Genomic DNA, 20,757 nt, shown 5'->3' with positions numbered 1-20,757 from the left:
CAGATGGTTCTTGCTGGGGTTTAACTGACGCTTTAACCAGCGGTGGTGGAGCGGGTGATGACGGAGCAGGGGGCCTCGAGCGCGGTGAGGTGATCGTCGAAAAGCATCCGTGCACACAGCACCCCCTGGTCGCGCAGAGACTGGCGCACCGTGGTCAGGCCCGCACGCTCAGCCGCGGGCCCGTCATCCCACCCGGTCACCGTGATCGCGCCGGGTACCGCGCGCCCCGAGGCGCGGATGACGGGCAGCGCGCCGAGCGCGATCTGGTCGCTCATGCAGAGCAGGGCGTCGGTGGCCGGGTGGTGCAGCAGGAGCTTGTCGACGCCCTCACGTGCCTCATCACCATCGTTACGCCCCAGGAACAACACCGGCACATCCGCCCAGTTCAAACCGGCCTCCTCAACAGCCGCACGGTAACCCTCCAGCCTGCGGCGGTGCACCTCGAAGGTGGTGGCCTGCGGATCCGGCCCATAACGCAACGCCTGCGTGCGGTGCTGCGCCTCCGGCAAGGCAATGATCGCCGGATGCTGACGCCCATGAAGCGCCAGGCGCGCGACCTCCCGGGCAGCGGCGGTGTCATCCAGATGCACCAACCCCCAGCCCTCGCGCGCCGGGCCACCGCTGACCACCACGGGCTGACCGGTTTCCTCCAGCGCATCCAGCAGGGGGTTGTCATCCGAGGTCGCCCACACTATATACCCGGCCACATCCATCGACAGGATCCGCGCGGAATCCTTCGGACCCTCCTCACCGGTCACCGGGATCATGGTCATGCCCATCCCACGGATGACACACTCACTGGCCACACCAGAGAGGAAGGCGGACGCCACCGGATCATCAAAGGCATAGGTGAGGTGTTCACCCAACACGATCCCGATCTGCAACGGCGCACCCCGACGCAGTGCCGACGCGGTGGGGTGGGGGCGTTTATAACCGATTGTCTCAGCTGTGGCCAGCACCCGTTCCCGGGTATGTGCCGCCACGCGGTCGGGGTGGTTGTAGGCATAGGAGACCGTCATCACCGACACACCGGCAGCCTCGGCGACATCGGCCATGGTGGGGTGTTTGCGCCGGGGCCTGCGGGGAAGGGGTTGTGGCTGTGGCTCGGGCTGTGGCTCGGGCTGGGGCTCGGACTGTGGGGCTGGCTGGTTCTGGGGAGTGGGCATGGGACGGTCTTCCAGGGCGGGCAGTTGTGGCTTGTGTATCGATAAAACAAATTGTTTTAACGATACACAGGAAGGCACGGGGGTTGTGACCTCGGATCGTCTCGGCCTGAGTGTCCTGCCAGGTGTTCTGCACTGAACACTTCAGCGAGCACTTCAGTGAACCCTTCTTGCCGGGTATACTTGCACGCATGCATCTGTATTTCCTGTAACGGCTGAGTCGGCTGACCGCTCTCGTTGAGTTTCTCCGAGCCTGCGGAAGCCACTCGTTCTGGCCCTCAGGGTCGCCGTCATCTCGCGTGCCCATCCGCCGATACCTGTGGTGTGGGGTGCGCCTGTGTAAAAGGACTAGAAATGCAGACCGCTATCCGCCGTCTTCCCGCGCGCGCCCGCGCGCAACTCACCGCCTCCGACGTATCAGTCATGAGAGGCACCAACCCTGTTCTCCATCATGTTGATCTCATCCTCACCCCGTCGTCACGCGTGGCAATCGTCGGTGAGAACGGACGGGGGAAATCAACCCTGCTCCATGTGCTCGCAGGTACCCTCATTCCCGACAGTGGCACCGTGCAGTGCATCGGCACGATCGGGGTGGCCGAGCAGGAAATGGACTCCTCGGATCACCGCACCGTCGGCGAGGTCATCGCCCAGGCCATCGCCGAACCGCTGGCCGCGTTGGCGCGGCTCGATGCGGCAGGCCGCCTGCTTGCCGACGGAACAGAGCTCGCCACCGCAGAATATGCCTCCGCACTGGAGCACGCCGAGGCTCTCGATGCCTGGGATGCTGAACGACGCGTGCAGATCGCCCTCGAGGCACTCGACGCGGAAACTGACACCGCCCGCCCCCTGGCGGAACTGTCGGTCGGTCAGCGTTACCGGGTGCGCCTGGCCTGCCTCCTGGGTGCCGACGATGATTTCCTCCTGCTCGACGAACCCACCAACCATCTCGACCGCGGCGGACTCGACTTCCTGACTGCCCAGCTCAAGAGCCGTAATGGCGGGGTGGTGATCGTCAGTCATGACAGGGCACTCCTGTCGGATTTCGCGGACACCATCGTCGATCTTGATCCCACCCCGGACGACCGCCCGCGGATCTACGGAAATGGTTACGCGGGTTACCGGGAGGGTCGCGCGGCCGAACGCGAGCGCTGGGAACAGCAGTACACCAGACAGCAGGAGGAACGAACACGTCTGCAGGATGATCTCAGCGCCGCCCAGAACCGGCTCATCTCCGGGTGGCGCCCCGGTAAGGGAAGCAACAAGCACGGCCGGGCCACCCGGGCGGGTGGTCTCGTGCAGAATGTCCACCGCCGACGCGAGGCCCTCGAGGCCCACGCCATCACGGTGCCTGAACCACCCCTGGTCTTCCGTTTCCCGGAACTGCCCACCCGGACCGGTGTGACGTTGTTGAGTGTGGAGAACGTCAGCGTCACCGGGCGTTTGCCCGGCCCGGTGTCGTTCTCACTGTCGCGGGGTGGTCGGCTCGTGGTGACCGGACCCAACGGGGCCGGGAAATCCACCCTGCTCAGGGTCGCCGCTGGTGAACTCGCACCGGATACCGGGGTGGTGCGCACAGCCGACGGGATCCGGGTGGGTTTTCTCCACCAGGAATCACATCTCCCCTCTGACCGGCGGGCCGGCGAGGTCTACACCACCCACCTCAGTGCACTCGTCAGCGCCGGGCTAGTCCCTCCCTCGGAGGCCACCGGCATCTCCCAGCTCGGATTATTGAAACCATCGGAGCTGGACAAGCGGGTGAGCGAGCTGTCAATGGGCCAGCAACGACGCCTCGATTTAGCGCTCGTGCTCGCCGCACGTCCCCACGTGCTGCTTCTCGACGAACCGACCAACCACCTCTCCATCACGCTTGTCGACGAGCTCACCGACGCCCTCCGCGCCACCCAGGCAGCTGTTGTCCTGTCCTCCCATGACCGGCAACTCCTGCGCGATGTGCAGGACTGGCCGAGCATTGATCTGTCACCAGTAACCGATAACGCGATCCCGGGTTAATCCGGAAGGAAACAGCGTGCACTCCCCCGGGTACACATAACAAAAAACCACCTCAGGACTTGAAATCCTGAGGTGGTTATCTGTGGAGCATAGGAGAATCGAACTCCTGACATCCTGCTTGCAAAGCAGGTGCTCTACCAACTGAGCTAATGCCCCATGTTCCTGGTGGGCCTAGCAAGAATCGAACTTGCGACCTCATCGTTATCAGCGATGCGCTCTAACCGACTGAGCTATAGGCCCTGGGAACGAAATAGAACTTTACCCACAGTTCACGAGAGACGCAAATCCGCTGGTCAAACCATCTATTAATGGCTGCCAGCGGATGTGTTCCCTGTTTATGGGTGGGAGTTAATCGACTTCCTCCTGCAGCTGCACGGTGAGGCCACCGAAGAGGTCGACGATCGCGTTGTAGATGATCGCGGTCAGGGGTGCGAGGATCGCGATGGTGATGGCGACAATCGCCCCTAGGAGCGCGGAGATACTCAGGACGAGTCCGAAGGTGATCGCCTGCTCACCACCGACGCCACCGATGACGTCGTTGACGTTCTGCCAGACACCCGCGGCGTCCAGGCCCACATACAGAACAACCACGCAGATGATCCAGGCGACCAGTCCGATGATGGACAGTGCCAGCGCCACCCGGAAGGTGGACAGTGGTGAGATGCGGGTGATCGTTACGTCTCTGGTTGCCACGTGCTACTCCTCGCCGTCAGCAGAGTCGGTGTCCCCGGCGTCGGCGTCGGCATCAACCGCCGCAGCTGCCTTCTTACCGGGGATCTTGGAGGCCGGGCCATCGACGTTGCCCTTGGCCACTGCCTCGGCTTCCTCCTCGCCCTCCTCCTCGACGTTCTTGTCGATGGCGAGCAGTTCCACGTCGTCCTGCAGGTTGACCAGGCGCACACCCATGGTGGCGCGGGAGGACGGGCGGATCTGGTTGACCTCGGTGCGGATGACACCGCCGGCGGAGGTGATGGCGAAGATCTCGTCGTCCTCCTCCACGGCGAGGGCACCGATGAGGCGTCCACGCTTCGGGGTGTACTTGAAGGTCACCACACCGAGACCGCCGCGACCCTGGGTGGAGTACTCGGAGATGGGGGTGCGCTTGCCGTAACCACCGGAGGTGGCCACCAGCAGGAACTCGCCGTCGCGGACCACGCTCATAGCCAGCAGCTGATCACCCTCGCGGAAGCGCATGCCCTTGACACCGGCGGTGGCACGGCCCATGGGGCGCAGCTGCTCATCGTCGGCGGTGAAGCGGATGGCCTGGCCGTACTCGGAGGTGAGCAGGATGTCGTCGCCTTCGTCGACAAGCGCGGCACCGATGAGGCGGTCGCCGTCGTTGAGGTTGATGGCGATCAGGCCGGCGGAGCGGGCGGATTCGTAGTCGGTGAGGCGGGACTTCTTCACCCGCCCCTGGGCGGTGGCCAGGACCAGGTAGGGGGCATCCTCGTAGGTCTGGATCTGGATGACCTGGGCGATACGCTCCTCCGGCTGGAATTCCAGCAGGTTGGCCACGTGCTGGCCACGTGCGGTGCGGGAGGCCTCGGGCAGTTCATAGGCCTTGAGGCGGTACACGCGACCGAAGTTGGTGAAGAACAGGATCCAGTCGTGGGTGGAGCTGACGAAGAAGTGACGGACGATGTCGTCCTGCTTCAGCTCCGCACCGCGCACGCCCTTGCCACCACGCTTCTGGGACTTGTAGGCATCGACCTTGGTGCGCTTGGCGTAACCGGTGGAGGTGATGGTGACCACCACGTTCTCCCGGGCGATGAGGTCCTCCTCGGAGACATCACCGGTGGCGGCGATGATCTGGGAGCGGCGCTCATCGCCGTACTTCTCCACGATCTCGGCGAGCTCGTCGCGGACGATGGCACGCTGCCGCTCGGGGCTGGCCAGGATGTCCTTGAGGTCGGCGATGATGGTCTCCAGCTCATTGAGCTCGTTGACGATCTTCTCGCGCTCCAGGGCGGCCAGGCGGCGCAGCTGCATCTCCAGGATGGCATCCGCCTGGATCTGGTCCACGTCGAGCAGGCTCATGAGGCCGTCGCGGGCCTCCTCCACGGTGGGGCTGCGGCGGATCAGGGCGATGACCTCGTCGAGCATGTCCAGGGCCTTGACCAGGCCGCGCAGGATGTGGGCGCGCTTCTCCGCCTGGTCCAGACGGTACTGGGTGCGGCGGACGATGACCTCGATCTGGTGTGCCACGTAGTAGCGCAGCATCTGATCCAGACGCAGGGTGCGGGGCACACCATCGACGATGGAGAGCATGTTGGCACCGAAGTTGGACTGCAGCTGGGAGTGCTTGAACAGGTTGTTGAGCACCACGCGCGGCACGGCGTCACGCTTGAGGGTGACCACGATGCGCATACCCACGCGGTCGGAGGACTCATCCTCGATCTTGGAGATGCCCACCAGCTTGCCGTCACGGACCTGCTCCGCGATGTTGGAGATCAGATTATCCGGGTTGACCTGGTACGGCAGCTCGGTGATGACGATGACGGTGCGGTTGCCCTCCTCCTCGATGGAGGTGACACCGCGCATGCGGATGGAGCCGCGGCCGGTGGTGTAGGCATCGTGGATGCCCTTGTCACCGATGATGAGGCCGGCGGTCGGGAAATCCGGGCCCTTGACAAACTCCATGCACTTTTCCAGCGCGGTGGCCTCGTCGGCGTCGGGGTTCTCGAGGAGCCAGAAGATGGCGTCGGCAAGCTCATTGAGGTTGTGCGGTGGGATGTTGGTGGCCATACCCACGGCAATACCGCCGGAACCGTTCATCAGCAGGTTGGGCACACGGGAGGGCAGGACATCCGGTTCGGTGGTCTTGCCGTCGTAGTTCGGGGAGAAGTTGACGGTGTTCTCGCGGATGTCGCGGACCATCTCCATGGCCAGCGGGGTCATGCGGCACTCGGTGTAACGCATGGCGGCGGGGCCGTCGTTGCCGCGGGAACCGAAGTTGCCCTGGCCGTCGACGAGTGGGTAGCGCATGGACCACGGCTGGGCCATGCGCACCAGGGTGTCATAGATCGCGGTGTCACCGTGCGGGTGGTAGTTACCCATGGTGTCCGCCACCGGCTTCGCGGACTTCACGTAGCTGCGGTCGGGGCGGTAGCCGTTGTCATACATCGCGTACAGCACACGGCGGTGCACCGGTTTCATACCGTCGCGGACCTCGGGGAGGGCGCGTCCCACGATGACCGACATGGCGTAGTCGATGTAGCTCGACTGCATCTCCTCATTGATGTCAATGGGTTGGATGCGGTCAAACGTCTCGTTATTGTCGTCGCTCACTAGTTACCTTCCAATGGTGGTTGAACTTCCCCAATCATACCCGTCACACCCCGGAAAACCGCCCTCAGAATTCGTTTCCGGCCACATCCAGGCCAGATACGATACCAGACTGATACCATTTCCCTCATGGCCATGACCTTGAGACTCACCGATGATCAGGACCGGGCGCTCACCCTGCTCGCCCGCGCCCAGGGCTCCAGCAAGCAGGAGGCGGCGATCCGCGCGATGGTGGCGGCGGCGGCCCGCGTCGTCGCCGATGCGGAAGTCGCGGACCTGGCGCGGGTGTACGTGCCGGAATATGCGGACGTCGACAAGCGCCTCAGGCATTCGCGGTGAGGGGGCTCAGCGCCGAACAGATGCTGCTCATCGCCGATGAGGTGTGCACGGCCCACGGCGTGCGGGTGCGCGATTTCGCGGCACTCGCGGCGGCCGCGGCGGTCAGCAGCGCCAGTTTCCACGGCGTGCGGGTGGACGACTCCCCCGAGGTCATGGCCGAGCGCGTGGCCTCCACCATCACCGCCTTGCGGCCTCTGAGCGGGCGCAACGGGCAGCTCGCGGCCGCGACCCGGCGGATCCTGCTGCACCTGAACTCCTGAGGCGTGCTTGTCGACGCCCCACTGCCCCACCGTCCCCGACCGGGCCCGGTGCATTGCGCCCCTCTGGTGCCAGCTGTAAACTGTGTGACTGTTGTGATTGCAGTGACACAAGTGAAACCGCGGGTCGCTGTGGAGGAAGGATCACGACGATGTCCCCTCGACGAAAGATCGGTGTTTCCGGCTGGCTGCCGGGAATGCCGGTCTTTTTCTCGTTACTATGTTCCCCATGACTTCACTCAAGGAACTTCTCGTGGGCAACCGTTTCGATGCAGCGGTCGCCGACATGGCCAACTTCATCACCACCACCGTGGACAAGCAGTCCGGTCTCACCGGCATGGCACTCAAGGGTGCACTGAGCACGGCCACCAAGTTCGACTCCGATATCGTGGCCAAGGGTTCCCGCCGCATCATGCCCGAGATGGCCGAGGGCCTGGATCCCCTGTGGCAGGAATACACCGCCGGCGGTGGCACCGATTTCGGTGCCCACCTGGTGGCCAACAAGGACCGCGCCATGGACGCCATCCTCAGCGTGGCCGACCGCAACTCCGACACCATCAACATCCCCGGTGTGTCCAAGATGTACGGCACCCTCCGCGGCAAGGCCGCCAAGGTGGTTGAGCAGGAACTGCCCACCATCGGTCAGCTCGTGGAAAAACACGCCCGATAGACAGTGGCCACCTCACTCAACCCGGCCCAGCGGTACTCCCTGCCAACCAGATGGATGCTGTTCCTGGCCGGGATGTTCATCCTCTCCCTCGGCGTGGCCATCACCGTCCACGCCGGCCTGGGCACCACCACCATCTCCTCCCCACCGGCGGTCCTGGCGGCTGCCACCAGTTACTCCCTGGGTACCTGGACCGTGGTGGTCAATGTCATCATCATGATCATCACCGCCCTGATCCTGGGACGTAATTACAGGGCCACCATGCTGTGGCAGCTGCCGATCTCCATCCTCTTCGGCGTGATGTGCGATGTGAGCCTGTGGCTGACCCGCTGGGTGGATCCCCAGAACTACCTGGTGGCCTGGGTACTGGTTGTCCTGGGCACCATGATGGTCGCGCTGGGGATCGTCATGCAGCTGCTCGGGCAGATCGCCTTCATGCCGGGTGAGGCCATCGTGCAGGCACTCAACACCAAACTGACCACACTGGATTTCGGTGCCTGCAAGCAGATCGTCGACTGGACCCTGGTGGGCATCGCCGTGATCATCTCACTGGTCACCATGGGTGGCCTGGTGGGTGTGCGTGAGGGCACCGTCTTCGCGGCCTTCGGCATCGGTTTCTTCGTCCGGCTCTGGCAGAATCTGTACCTGAAGGGCATCCGCAAAGACTAGCTGAGGGCCGGGGTGTTCCCGGCGCGGGCAGCCCGCAGACCGTTGAGGATGACAATCACCTCGGCAACCTCATGCACCAGCACCACCGCCGCCAACCCCAGCGCACCGGTGATCGCCAGGGGGAGCAGGACGATGATGATCGCCAGGGACAACACGATGTTCTGGTTGATGATGGTCCGGCCCCGGCGCGCATGGGCCAGGGCATGCGGGATCACCCGCAGATCATCACCGGTGAAGGCCACATCCGCGGACTCGACGGCGGCGTCCGCCCCCTTCGCACCCATGGCGATACCCACATCGGCTGAGGCCAGGGCGGGGGCATCATTGATGCCGTCCCCGATCATCGCCACCGGCCCCCTCTCCGCCAGGCCGGCCACAGCCCGGGCCTTGTCCCGGGGGCGTAGTTGCGCGTGGACATCCCCGATCCCCGCCTCCGTCGCCAGGGCCTCGGCGGTGCGTTGGTTATCACCCGTCAGCATGGTGATCCCGAAACCCTGTGTCTCCAGCAACCGGATGACATCGGGGGTTTCCGGACGCAGTTCATCGCGCACCCCGATCACGCCCACCGGTTGCTGATCACGGTGGATCACCACCACGGTCATTCCCTTGCCCTCCAGATCCTCGACGGTGCCCACCAGCGGACCGGGCGCGAGCCACCGGGGGCTGCCCACGGCGATGCGGGTGCCGTCGACAAGCCCGGTGATGCCCTCACCGGCGACCTCGGTGACCTCCGCAGCTGCGGGGACCTCAGGTGTGGCCGCGGTGATCGCTGCGGCCAGCGGGTGGGTGCTGTGCGCCTCCAGGGCCGCGGCCCACCCCAGTACCTCCGCCCGACTGGTGGCACCGGTGGTCACCACATCAGCCACCGTGGGTTGGTTGCGGGTGAGCGTACCCGTCTTGTCCAGGGCCAGGTGCTGGATACCACCGAGACGCTCGAACGCCGCACCTGATTTGATGACCACGCCGAATCTACTGGCCGCACCGATAGCCGAGACCACCGTGACCGGCACCGAGATGGCCAGGGCACACGGGGATGCTGCCACCAGGACCACCAGGGCGCGTTCGATCCACACATCCGGATCTCCGAGCAGGGAACCGATCACCGCGACCAGCGCAGCCAGGATGAGCACCCCGGGTACCAGGGGGCGGGCCAGTCGGTCAGCGATCCGGGCGCGGTCGCCCTTCTCGTGCTGGGCCTGCTCCACCAGGGACACCACGGTGGTCAACGAGTTGTCGGTCCCGGCCGCGGTTGCCTCCACCTCGAGCACACCGGAGATATTGATCGAGCCCGCCAGCACCTGATCGCCGGGCCCGACCTCCACCGGGATGGATTCCCCCGTGATCGCGGAAACATCAAGACTGGAACGCCCAGAATGCACGATCCCGTCGGTGGCCAACCGCTCCCCTGCCACCAGACGCACCCTGTCCCCGGGGAGGAGTTCCTCAACGGACACACTCCGCGTGGTGTTGGCCGTGGTGACCACCGTGGCGGTGGCGGGAATCAAGGCGAGCAGGGCACGGAGACCTGCGCGGGCCTTATCCATTGCCCGGCCCTCAAGGGCCTCGGCAATGGAGTAGAGAAAGGCCAGTGCGGCTGCCTCCTCGACGAAACCGAGGATCACCGCACCGGTGGCACTGATGGTCATGAGCAGGCCGATACCCAACCGGCCCCGGGTCACCAGATTCCTCACCGCACCGGGAACAAACTGGGAGGCACCCAGGAGCAGAGACACCCAGAACAGGACGGATGCGAGGGTGCCGGCGCCGGGGACGAACCATTCCAGGATCAGACCGCTCAGCAGCGCAACACCGGATGCCACCGGGATCATGACGGTCCGATCACGCCACCAGGGGGTGTGCTCCTCCGTGCCCACCACTGCGGCCATCACCGGGTCTCCCGCTGGGTCCACCCCCGTGCCCGTGGGTTCACATCCACATGCAGAGGTCACTGTTCCCGCTCCCCCTCCGGTGCACAGCAGCCCACGACGGGGCACTGCGGATCAATGCAGTCCGCGTTCTCATCGACCGCCAGGGTGATATCCACCAATGCGTTGAGTGCGCGTGCCAGGTGCGCATCGGCGATCTCATAGCGGGTGCGTCGACCTTCCGGTTCCGCCACCACAATCCCGCAATCACGCAGACAGGCCAGATGGTTGGAGACATTGGTGCGCGTCAACCCCAGCTCGGTGGCCAATTGAGCCGGGTAACCGGGGGCATCAAGCAGGGACAACAGAATCCGTGACCGGGTGGGATCAGCCATGGCCCGACCCAACCGGTTCATCACATCAAGCCGCGAGGCAATAGTCAGCATATGCTGACCATACACCAGGTGCTGACCTATCGTCCGAGGATTCTGACGGCGCACTCCTGCCATAGGGGCAGTCCCCAGACAGCACTGAACCCGGGGACCGATGAGGTCTCCCGGGTTCTGGTGTAGTGCTGTAAATAACCCTGGTCCTACAGGAATTAGAGGCGGCTGGGGCCTGCGACAACCTGCTCGCGCTTGTTGATCACACTGCGGGCACCGGCAACACCGGCCAGGGATGCCAGCAGCGCACCGACCAACAGACCGCCGAAGGTCCACCAGGAGCCCTCGGCCACCTCAGGGGCAGCCTCCTGTGCGGTCTGGCTGGCCTCATCAACCAGCTCGCTCGCGGTCTACTCAGCCTCGGCCTGGGCCTGATCCACATCCTCCTGGGAGGTGGCATCGGCGGCACCCTGGGCATCCTGGCTGGTTACATTGACGGTCTGGGCGGCGGTGTCCGCTGCGGTACCGGCGATGCTGCCAAACGCACCCAGAACCGAGGTGCCCAGCCAGCCGGCCAGGAAGATCACCGCGAGCATGGAGGTGGCGCAGGTGAGGAAACCGTGCAGCAGACCACCACGGACAGCGAGCGCACCGGCAACATAACCGGCGACCAGGAAGGCGATGACCAGCCCCACCAGGGTCCAGATACCCAGCACGGTGGCGCTGGAGTCCTGCAGCCCCAGGGCGGCGGCACCGATGCCGATCAACACCACCAGGGCAATGAAGGTCACCGCACCTGCGATGATCGCGCCCCAGGAGATATTCCGGTTGGCAACATGGGGATCATCGGTGCCGATCCAGGCCTCTTGGGCGGAGTGATCATCCGGGACGGTACGGGTCTCAACTGCGCTGGAAGAAGGTGCGACATTCACCCCTGCTTCATGTCGGTGGGCTGCATGCTCACCTACGGGTCGGTGTACTTTTTCGGCCATGGGTACGCTTCTTTACTCTCGTGCTGCACGGTCTCCGATGTGTCTATCGGCAGTCGTGCCCCACCCTAGGGACGCCTATCCCCGCTGTCGCCCAGAGAGCCGGGCGGAACCGGGCCCCTCCCCTGATCTGAGGGTTAGAGCGTCATCTAAGCATTAAAGGTGCTGATGCGAGTTTCGGACCCAAAAATATAACAGTATTACAACAACCTTAAGTATGGGTCGAGAGTTGTCGGTTCCGGCCCTTCCGGTGTCCTCGGAACACCACCCTGGCAGGGGAGGTCTAGTCGAGCACCCCGGCGAAGGACACGAAACGGTCCGCCACGATCACCGGTTCCCGCGCCCACCGATTGTGGCCCAGTTCGCCGGGCAGATCCTCGAAACGCACATCGGCATTGTGCAGGAACTCCGCCAGCGCCTCACTGGACGCGGTCGGACAGTCCCGGTCATTGGTGAACCGGGTGAACAGCACGGGCAGTTCCAGGCGGCTGAGGGCAGCCACATAATCAATATCCTGGCCGGTGAGATCATCGAGGGAATTCCGCTTATGGAAGCGCAGCCATTCCCGCATGTGGGCACCGGCCTGCCGTCCATAACCGAGGAAATCACGGCCCAGGATCTTCCCCGGCCAGTACCCCAGCCCATGGCCGCCGACCCGCCCCAGGAACAGGGCCCCCATCCCGAGGCGGCGGCCCATCTGGGGATCGAACCTCGGGCGGTACGGCGAGCCCGATCCCACGCCGAAGATACCGCGGAGGTTGAGGTCGCGGGTGTCCTCGCGGGCGGCGAAGAGACAGGAGATCTGCCCACCCATGGAATGGGCGAGAAAGATCATGGGGTGATCGACCGGCAGGCCCAGTTCCTGTTTGGCGGCCCGGACCTGACGGGGGAAATCCTCCGACGCCAGATCATGATAACCCCAGGTGGTGGTCCTGGTCGCCCGGGCGGAGCTCTGTCCCTGGCCCCGGAGTTCACCGACGGCGACGGGGAAACCGCGTGCAGCCAGTTCCGCTGCGATGGGCCGGAAATAGTACCCACCCATGCCGAAGCCCGGCCACACCATCACCAGGGGTTTGTCACGCCCACTCCCCTGTCCATCTTCCCCGGCGCGCCAGACCTGCACGGGGGTTCGGGAGGAATCGGGCATCTCGACGTGGACGGTGGTGGTGGGTTCAGTTGCGTTCACGCGTCCCAGGGTAGCCAGAACGAGCGTCCCGGGAATGTAGGAACACCCCGCGGATACCCACGGGGTGTGCCTGCCGGGATGTGTCCCGGGCGTTCCTAGACGTCGAGGAAGCGGACATCCTTGGCGTTGCGGGTGATGAAGCTGCGGCGGGCCACCACGTCATCGCCCATGAGGATGGAGAACAGCTCGTCGGCACGCTGGGCGTCGGCGAGGTCCACGCGGCGCAGGATACGCACGCTGGGGTCCATGGTGGTCTCCCACAGCTCGTTGGGGTTCATCTCACCGAGGCCCTTGTAGCGCTGGATGCCGTCATCCTTGTTGATCTTCCGGCCGGCCGCCAGGCCCTCCTCGAGCTGCTGGTCGCGCTCCTCATCGGAGTAGGCGAAGCCCGGCTCGCCGCGCTGCCACTTGAGCTTGTACAGCGGTGGCTGCGCCAGGTAGACATGGCCCTCGGCGATGAGATCCGGCATGAAACGGAACAGCAGGGTCAGCAGCAGCGTGGCGATGTGCTGGCCGTCGACGTCGGCATCGGCCATGAGCACGATCTTGTGATAGCGCAGCTTGTTGATGTCGAATTCATCATGGATACCGGTACCCAGGGCGGTGATGATCGCCTGGACCTCCGAGTTTTTCAGCACCTTGTCCAGGCGTGCCTTCTCCACGTTGAGGATCTTGCCACGCAGCGGCAGGATCGCCTGGAACATCGAGTCACGACCCGACTTGGCGGAACCACCCGCGGAGTCACCCTCCACGATGTAGAGCTCGGACTTCTCCGGATCCTTGGAACGGCAGTCGGCCAGCTTGCCGGGCAGCCCACCGAGGTCGGTGGCGGACTTGCGACGGACCAGGTCACGGGCCTTACGGGCCGCCAGGCGCGCCTGCGCGGAACCGACAGCCTTGTTGATGATGACCTTGGCCTCGGCCGGGTTGGCCTCCAACCAGTGGCCGATGTGCTCATTGGCCATGCGCTGCACAAACGACTTGATCTCGGTGTTGCCGAGCTTGGTCTTGGTCTGACCCTCGAACTGCGGCTCGGAGACACGCACGGAGATCACCGCGGACAGGCCCTCACGGCAGTCATCACCGGTGAGGTTGGCCTCCTTCTCCTTGAGCAGTTTGTGCTCACGGGCGTACCGGTTCATCAGGGAGGTCAGCGCGGAGCGGAACCCCTCCTCATGGGTGCCACCCTCGAAGGTATTGATGGTGTTGGCGAAGGTGTGCACGGACTCCTTGTAGGAGGAGTTCCACTGCATGGCGATCTCCACCTCGTGTTCCGCGGCCTTGGCCTCGAAGGAGACGATCGACGGGTGGATCGGGGTCTTGGTGCGGTTGAGGTGGTTGACGTAGTCCTCGAGCCCGTTGGGGTAGTGGAAGATCTTCTTCTTCTCACGCTTCTTGGGCTTCTTCGGGGCGTCGGTGACCTCGGCGTCGACAAGCTGGGTTTCCCCGTCGGCGTCGATCTGGTCGAGGGAGAGCTCGACGGCGGTGTCACCCTGCTCGGCCAGCGCCTCGAGCTCGAGTTCCTCATCGGAGGCGCGGTTGTCGGTCAGGGTCATGGTCAGACCCTTGTTGAGGAAGGCCATCTCCTGCAGGCGGCGTGAGATCGTGTCGAAGTCGAAGTCCGTGGTCTCGAAGATCTCCGCATCCGGCCAGAACCGGATGGAGGTGCCGGTGCCGCGGGCGTTGGCGCCCTCCACCAGGTCCTCCGGGATGGAGTTGTTGAAATTCTGGTACCAGTGCTTGCCGTCTTTTTTGATGTGCGCCTCAACGCGCGTGGACAGGGCGTTGACCACGGAGATACCCACACCGTGCAGACCACCGGAGACAGCGTAGGAATCGGAGTCGAACTTACCGCCGGCGTGCAGCTGGGTCATGACCACCTGGACGGTGGGCGCACCTGAGGCATGCATCTCGACGGGGATGCCACGGCCGTTGTCGATGACCTCGACGCCGCCGTCCTCCAGGAGTGTCACGTCAACGCGGTCGGCGTAGCCCGCCATGGCTTCGTCCACCGAGTTGTCCACGACCTCCCAGATCAGGTGATGGAGGCCACGCGAGCCGGTGGAACCGATGTACATTCCGGGGCGCTTGCGGACTGCCTCGAGACCTTCAAGGATGGTGATCGATGAAGCGTCATAATTGTGTTCAGTGTTTGCCACTTTAAACGAACACTCCTCGCTACTTTTCCGATACAGACCTTTTAATCTTACACCCTTAGGCCCCTACGTAGTAGTGGGGCACAACGCCGGAAACGGCTAAATAGGCCCCTTTTTGAGCGTTGGTGCTTTCAACCTAACCGTAGGTGTCCCGCGGACCGCGCCCTTTCACATGCAGCGGACCCTTGCGCCAGCTCGGTGCCTGGGGCCCGAAGATACGCAGCTCCGCAATGACATCCGGACCCACCTTTTCGGCGATGACCTGCAGAATCTGCTTCTGCATCATGCGCAGATTGGTCGCCCACGCGGTGGAATCACAGGTGATGAACAGTTTTTTATCCTTGATCATCTCCACCTTCGTGTGCTGGGCGATCTTCGGTCCCACCAGCTCAGCCCAGTGCGAGGTGACCCAGCCTGCGGCAATGTCGCGGCTCCACCCCCGGGACCGGATTTCCCGGTTGAGGATGGCGCCCAGAGGCTCAGCCGAACGCACGTACGGTTTATAACGGCCGTCGGGGCCGGTGGGGCGTCCCCGTCGACGCTTGTCGACGCCTCCACCGCCTCCGTTGCCGCCGTTTGCCCGGTCGCCGATGGGGCGGGGGGTGGTGCGTCGAAAAGCATCTCTGTTGTTCAGGTCCGGCACCCGACCGTTGCGCCGCTGGGCCTCCCGGCGCACCCGCTCGAAGGCCTGGGCGATGAAATCCTCATCCTCGGTCATGGCTGTGTATCCGGTTGTTCATCCAGCAGGGAGATCCGGCCGGCATCGGTGTCGCGCACGGTGACGGTGTGGCGTGCGGTGATGGCATCGGCGAGGTTGGCGGGCAGATCATCGCTGACGGCCGCGGTGATGATCACCTGTTCAGCATCCCGGGCGATACCGACAAGTTTCTCACGCCGACCGGCATCGAGCTCGGAGAAGACATCATCGAGGATGAGGATCGGATCCGTACCGTCCGAGCGCAGCAGGTTGAACTCCGCGATCCGCATGGACAGCGCGAAAGACCAGGTCTCCCCGTGACTGGCGAACCCCTTCGCGGGTTGACCACCCAGATGTAATTCCAGATCATCGCGGTGTGGGCCCACCAGGGACATGCCACGCTCGATCTCGCGTTGACGTTTGGCGGCCAGTTCGGTGAGGAGGGTCGCCTCGATGATGCCGGCGTCGAACTCCCCGAACTGGGCCAGCCCCTGATCGATGGTGGTTTTGTAGTTCACCGCCGCCGGGCGCGATTCCGGGGCGATGGTCTGGTACGCATCACGGATCTGGGAGGACAGGTCCTGCACCAGCGCGAAACGCGCGGCCATGACCTCCGCACCGAGGCGGGCGAGCTGCCCGTCCCAGGTGTCGAGCGTGGCCAGCGCCGCGGCCCCCTCCTCGGTGCCATAACCCCGGCGCAGCGCAATGGTGGCGGTCTTGAGCAGGGCGTTTCTTTGTTTGAGCACCTTGTCATAATCCGCTTTCACCCCGGCCATACGGGGTCGGCGGGTGGCGATGATGTCATCCAGATACCGCCGGCGCTCCGCCGGTTCCCCGCGCACCAGGGCGAGATCCTCCGGGGCGAACAACACCGTCTTGATCACCCCGAGCAGCTCACGGGGGCTTTTCACCCGGGTGCGGTTGATCTGCCCCTGGTTGGCGGCATGGGGTTTGATCAGCAGGTGCGCGGCCAGTTCCCGCCCCTGGTTGACCGCCACCGCGGAGATCCGGGCGTCCCCGGCATTCGCCCGCACCAGCGGGGCATCGGTGGACACGCGGTGGGAGGACAGGTGCGCCAGGTACCCGATGGCCTCGACGATGTTGGTCTTCCCGAACCCGTTCCGGCCGATGAAAATCGTAATTCCAGGTTTGAGCTCGACCTTCAGTTCCGGCCAGGACCGGAAATCACGTAATTCCAGCGAACGGATGTACAAGGTCTGCGGTCCCTCCCTTCGGGCGCGAGATGGGATCTGGATAAGGGGTACAACATGGGCGTGATCCGGGTGTTCGCCCAGTTCACGCCCGGTTTTCCGGTCTAACCCGGCAGGCGGACCGGCATGAGCAGGTAGGTGAAGTAGGTGTCCGGGGTCTGGAAGACACCACGTTCATCAGCCTCCGGAAACTCCTCGGGTTCCGGGATCATGATGGCTGGGCGGGAGGGTTCGGTGAAGCCGAAGACCGCACGCGAGGTCGGAATGACAGAAAGTCCGTCCTTGAGATAACCCGGGTTGAAGGCGATCTTGAGATCCTTGCCGGTGAAGGCACACGGCAGCACCTCCTGGGCGTGACCGGCATCGGAACCGCCGGCGGAGAGGATGACCTGACCGTCGCTGAATTCCATGATGATCTGGGCGTTGCGGTCCGCCACCAGGGACACACGACGCACGGCGTCGAGCAGCGGGGCGATCTCCACCGAGGCGATGGCGGTGTGTTCCTTCGGCAGCAGCGGCTGGATATTCGGGAAATCCGCATCGAGCATGCGGGTGGTGCTCTCCCGGTTATCGGTGCGGATACCGAACAGGCCCTCGCGGCCGACCTGCTCACCGGTGCCTACGGCGATCCCGATCTCCTCATTGAGTCCGGTGTCGAGGGTGCGGGCGTTTTCCAGCAGGGTCTTCGCCGGGATGAGCAGCTTGGCCTCGATACCGGAGCTGGCGGGATCCCACTCGAAGGTGCGCAGTGCCAGACGGAAACGGTCGGTGGCCGCGAGGCTGATCTGGTTGCCGTGGATCTCCATGTTCACGCCGGTGAGCATGGGCAGGGAGTCATCCCGGCCGGCGGCGGAGGCCACCTGGGTAACGGCCTCGGTGAACAGCTTCGGGTTGATCGACCCGGTGCGTTCCGGCAGGGATGGCAGCGGCGGGTAGTCATCGAGCGGGATGGAGGGCAGCTCGAAGCTGGCGGAACCACAGGACACCAGGACCTTGGATCCGTCGAGGCGGAAATCAACCGGCTTGTTGGGTAGGGTGCCGATGATCTCGGAGAGGATCTTACCGGCCACCGCGATGCGGCCCGGGACAGCGACCTCGGCGGAGACCCGGACACGGGTGGACACCTCGTAGTCGTAACCGGCGAGTTCCAGACCCTCGTCATCGGCGGTGATCAGCATGGCTCGCAACACCGGCTGGGTTGGCTTGGTGGGCAGGTTTCGAGCAACCCAGCCCACTGAGGTGACCAGATCCTCCCTGGCCACACGGAATGACACGTTTTGTGGCTCCATGCTGACTTAAAGCTCCTTGCAGAAAAGTTCGTTATCGAAAAATGTCGCACCAGGGGCACCGGCCACGACAGGACACAACCCTTCGACGCCACGGATGTGGTGTGGGTTCATGGCAGGTTGCCCTGGACCCGTGCAGCCATCGGCGGGGTTGTGGAATTACACATCCCTAACGTACCTGGGCACCTGACGGTTCGGGAATTTGTAATTTCATTTCTCTGCCGTTCGGAGCGTTGCCCCGAGGCGAGATTTTTGTCATTCACCAACGTTTCTCCCCACCCCCTCTTTCTCTTAGTTAAGTTCTAGTTATAAAAGCGGGAGTAACAGTAAGTCCTGTGCACTCTGTGGATGGAGCATCATCGACCAAGGTAGCCGTGAAAAATGTGATTGTGAAACCACGTGTGGAAAACCTGTGGATAACTTGACCGAGTTGTGGATAACTTTCCGGGCCGTGTTTCTATCCCCAGTTTGGCGAAATGTATCCCCAGCTTATGCACACTTTTGCCGGGTTTGTCCACAGGGGTTCTGATCGCGGAACTCCTCCGGGAAAGTGATGCGAATCACGGAATTACAAGTTTGTAATTACACAGGTGTGAATGAGTCTGTGGATAATTTCCCGGCCGTTCCGCCCTGTTTCCGGAGTCTTTTCTTGTCATTTCACCCCTTTTTCACCTCCCACCCCGCTGACCTGTGCTTTTATCTCCCGGTCACACGGGAAAATGACAAAAATTGTGGTTTGCCGGTGACATCGGGATGCGTCGACACGCTTCTCCCCTGTGGATGACCACCGGAATGACAAGAAACCCGGCCCACTCGAAGTGAACCGGGTTTCTTGTCATTCCCACCGTGGGATCCCGCCTTGCGGGAAGGATCTAGTTGCGGCCGCGGGATTTGATCAGCTGGGTCAGCTGCTGGATCTCGTCGTAGGTGTCACGCTTCTCGGTCATCTCCTGCCGGATCTTGCGGTCGGCGTACATGACGGTGGTGTGGTCCTTGCCGCCGAACACATCACCGATCTTGGGCAGGGACATATCGGTCAGCTCGCGGCAGAGATACATGGCCAGCTGGCGGGCGTGCGCCACCGCGCGGGTCTTGCCGGCGCCACGCAGGGTATCCACCGAGATCTTGAAGTACTCGGCGGTGACCTCCATGATCACCGGTGCGGTGATCTCCATGTCCTCGGGCTCGGGGAGGATGTCACGCAGCGCGACAATGGCCATCTCCTTGTCAATCGGCTGGTTGATCAGCGAGGAGTAGGCGGAGACACGGATGAGCGCGCCCTCGAGCTCACGGATGGAGGACTCGAACCGGCTGGCGATCAGCTCCAGGACCTCACGGTCGACGTGTGTGCCGTCTGCCTGGGCCTTCTTCATCAGAATCGCAATGCGCGTCTCCAGGTCAGGTGGCTGGATGTCGGTGATCAGGCCACCCTCGAAGCGGGTGCGCAGACGGTCCTCCAGCGTGGTGAGCTGGCGTGGCGGGCGGTCGGAGGACAGGATGATCTGCTTCTCCGCCTGGTGCAGGGCGTTGAAGGTGTGGAAGAACTCCTCCTGGGTGCCTTCCTTACCGGCGAGGAACTGGATGTCATCGACCATGAGGATATCCAGGTTGCGGTACCGGCGTTTGAAGGATTCCTGCCGGTCATCACGCACGGAGTTGATGTAGTCGTTGGTGAATTCCTCACTCGAGACGTACTTGATCCGCAAGCCCGGCTGGAGTTCCTGCGCGTAGTTGCCCACCGCGTGCAGCAGGTGGGTCTTGCCCAGGCCGGACCCACCGGAGATGAACAGCGGGTTGAAGGCCTTCGCGGGACTCTCGGCCACGGCGACCGCGGCGGCGTTGGCGAACCGGTTGAACGGCCCGATCACGAAGTTCTCAAAGGTGTACTTCGGGTTGAGCGACACTTCCCTATTGGGGTTGTGAGCTGGGGTTTCCCGCGGAATGCGCAGCGGGTGGGCCGGCTGTGGCGGTGGTTCCACCGGTGCCGGACTGGGATCAAACCCCTGGTCGAAGGCCGGCATGCTGTGGGTCTGTTCCCAGGCGCCGGCGCTTTGCGACGCCTGACCCCGCTCACCACCCACGACATACTGCCCCGGAGCCTGGTTGGCGGGCGGCTGATGCTGGGCGGCCTGATGCTGACCCTGTTGGTGCGGTGCCGGCGCATGGGCCCGGACCTCCTGCTGGACCGGGTGCTGACCCTGTTGACCCTGTTGACCCTGTGGGCTCTGTGGGCCCTGGCCCGGGTACGGGTAGTTCAGTTCCTGCTGCCTGGGCGCGGGCGGGGCGTTGGGATCCTCACCGTCGCGGGAGGGTTCCACACTGACCGCGAGGCTGAATGACCTGCCCATACGCATGGACAGCACCTTGGTCAGTGACTCCCCCAGATCATGTTCGATGGCGTTCTTGGCCAGGGCATGTGGGGTGGAGAGCACGGCATAACCGTCAACCAGGGCAATCGGTTTGGCCAGGTTGAGGTAGGCGCGTTGGGTGGGGGTCAGTGGTGGTATCCCACTGTCCTGCTGTTGGCTGAGGGCGTTGAGGTCTTCGACGACCTGACGCCAGGTTTCGAGCAAAGAAGATGAGTTCTGGCTCAC

18 protein-coding genes and 2 tRNA genes are annotated in these 20,757 nt (G+C 63.8%); 5 read left to right on the top strand and 15 right to left on the bottom strand.

Translation table 11 applies throughout. From position 1 onward, the window contains the following. Positions 1–32: 32 nt before the first annotated feature. Positions 33–1,166: a LacI family DNA-binding transcriptional regulator gene (locus CE_RS00370; protein ID WP_143758383.1), complete on the bottom strand. Its 1,134-nt coding sequence runs from the start codon at positions 1,164–1,166 to the stop codon at positions 33–35. Between the two features lie 351 nt (positions 1,167–1,517). Between CE_RS00370 and CE_RS00365 the strand changes: the two genes are divergently transcribed. After that, entirely contained in the window at positions 1,518–3,173 is a 1,656-nt protein-coding gene (locus CE_RS00365) for an ABC-F family ATP-binding cassette domain-containing protein (protein WP_006768675.1), read from the top strand. An 83-nt stretch (positions 3,174–3,256) separates the two neighbouring features. On the opposite strand, the gene CE_RS00360 is transcribed toward CE_RS00365, so the two are convergent. The 4 genes from CE_RS00360 to gyrA all read right to left on the bottom strand — a co-directional run bounded on the left by CE_RS00360 (position 3,257) and on the right by gyrA (position 6,461). After that, positions 3,257–3,329, bottom strand: a tRNA-Ala gene (locus tag CE_RS00360). A gap of 7 nt (positions 3,330–3,336) precedes the next feature. Then, positions 3,337–3,413 (bottom strand) — tRNA-Ile (locus tag CE_RS00355). 108 nt (positions 3,414–3,521) lie between these two features. Then, positions 3,522–3,866 carry a DUF3566 domain-containing protein gene (locus CE_RS00350; protein ID WP_006768676.1) on the bottom strand — a complete coding sequence of 115 codons (345 nt, stop codon included), beginning with the start codon at positions 3,864–3,866 and terminating at the stop codon, positions 3,522–3,524. A 3-nt stretch (positions 3,867–3,869) separates the two neighbouring features. Next, positions 3,870–6,461: a DNA gyrase subunit A gene (gene gyrA, locus CE_RS00345; RefSeq protein ID WP_006768677.1), complete on the bottom strand. Its 2,592-nt coding sequence runs from the start codon at positions 6,459–6,461 to the stop codon at positions 3,870–3,872. A 126-nt stretch (positions 6,462–6,587) separates the two neighbouring features. Here gyrA and CE_RS00340 point away from each other — a divergent pair, with 126 nt between their 5' ends. From CE_RS00340 to CE_RS00325, 4 genes are all read left to right on the top strand, one after another. After that, on the top strand, positions 6,588–6,797 hold the full coding sequence (locus CE_RS00340; RefSeq protein ID WP_006768678.1) for a hypothetical protein: 210 nt from the start codon (positions 6,588–6,590) through the stop codon (positions 6,795–6,797). 20 nt (positions 6,798–6,817) lie between these two features. Then, a complete protein-coding gene (locus CE_RS00335; RefSeq protein WP_407921230.1) occupies positions 6,818–7,057 on the top strand; it encodes a TetR family transcriptional regulator in 240 nt (79 codons plus the stop codon). 226 nt (positions 7,058–7,283) lie between these two features. Continuing rightward, complete coding sequence (locus CE_RS00330) at positions 7,284–7,724, top strand: DUF6918 family protein (RefSeq protein ID WP_173362554.1); 441 nt, start codon at positions 7,284–7,286, stop codon at positions 7,722–7,724. A gap of 3 nt (positions 7,725–7,727) precedes the next feature. Then, entirely contained in the window at positions 7,728–8,390 is a 663-nt protein-coding gene (locus CE_RS00325; RefSeq protein ID WP_011074769.1) for a YczE/YyaS/YitT family protein, read from the top strand. Here the strand turns inward: CE_RS00325 and CE_RS00320 are convergent. The 10 genes from CE_RS00320 to dnaA all read right to left on the bottom strand — a co-directional run bounded on the left by CE_RS00320 (position 8,387) and on the right by dnaA (position 20,757). Then, a complete protein-coding gene (locus tag CE_RS00320) occupies positions 8,387–10,339 on the bottom strand; it encodes a heavy metal translocating P-type ATPase (RefSeq protein WP_011074768.1) in 1,953 nt (650 codons plus the stop codon). The two genes, CE_RS00325 and CE_RS00320, sit on opposite strands and share 4 nt — an antisense overlap. Next, positions 10,336–10,701: a Cd(II)/Pb(II)-sensing metalloregulatory transcriptional regulator CmtR gene (locus CE_RS00315; protein WP_006768683.1), complete on the bottom strand. Its 366-nt coding sequence runs from the start codon at positions 10,699–10,701 to the stop codon at positions 10,336–10,338. Before CE_RS00315 ends, CE_RS00320 begins: the two co-directional genes overlap by 4 nt. Before the next feature lie 155 nt (positions 10,702–10,856). After that, a complete protein-coding gene (locus tag CE_RS15710; RefSeq protein ID WP_006768685.1) occupies positions 10,857–10,991 on the bottom strand; it encodes a hypothetical protein in 135 nt (44 codons plus the stop codon). A gap of 57 nt (positions 10,992–11,048) precedes the next feature. Beyond that, a complete protein-coding gene (locus CE_RS00310; RefSeq protein WP_011074766.1) occupies positions 11,049–11,630 on the bottom strand; it encodes a TIGR04086 family membrane protein in 582 nt (193 codons plus the stop codon). A gap of 280 nt (positions 11,631–11,910) precedes the next feature. Beyond that, positions 11,911–12,813, bottom strand: coding sequence for an alpha/beta fold hydrolase (locus CE_RS00305; RefSeq protein ID WP_011074765.1), 903 nt, complete (start codon positions 12,811–12,813; stop codon positions 11,911–11,913). Positions 12,814–12,908: 95 nt separating this feature from the next. Next, entirely contained in the window at positions 12,909–14,972 is a 2,064-nt protein-coding gene (gene gyrB / locus CE_RS00300) for a DNA topoisomerase (ATP-hydrolyzing) subunit B (RefSeq protein WP_011074764.1), read from the bottom strand. A 133-nt stretch (positions 14,973–15,105) separates the two neighbouring features. Further along, the gene (locus CE_RS00295; protein WP_006768689.1) at positions 15,106–15,687 is read right to left on the bottom strand and encodes a DUF721 domain-containing protein; all 582 of its coding nucleotides are present in this window, start codon (positions 15,685–15,687) and stop codon (positions 15,106–15,108) included. After that, complete coding sequence (gene recF / locus CE_RS00290; protein ID WP_006768690.1) at positions 15,684–16,880, bottom strand: DNA replication/repair protein RecF; 1,197 nt, start codon at positions 16,878–16,880, stop codon at positions 15,684–15,686. The genes CE_RS00295 and recF overlap by 4 nt, the downstream gene beginning before the upstream one ends. Before the next feature lie 101 nt (positions 16,881–16,981). Continuing rightward, positions 16,982–18,166: a DNA polymerase III subunit beta gene (gene dnaN, locus CE_RS00285; protein WP_006768691.1), complete on the bottom strand. Its 1,185-nt coding sequence runs from the start codon at positions 18,164–18,166 to the stop codon at positions 16,982–16,984. 869 nt (positions 18,167–19,035) lie between these two features. Beyond that, positions 19,036–20,757 carry a chromosomal replication initiator protein DnaA gene (gene dnaA / locus CE_RS00280; RefSeq protein ID WP_011074762.1) on the bottom strand — a complete coding sequence of 574 codons (1,722 nt, stop codon included), beginning with the start codon at positions 20,755–20,757 and terminating at the stop codon, positions 19,036–19,038.

Source organism: Corynebacterium efficiens YS-314, from assembly GCF_000011305.1.
Classification (GTDB): Bacteria; Actinomycetota; Actinomycetes; order Mycobacteriales; family Mycobacteriaceae; genus Corynebacterium; species Corynebacterium efficiens.
Note: the sequence above shows the minus strand (reverse complement) of the source record. Positions and strands in the feature narration are given on the sequence as shown.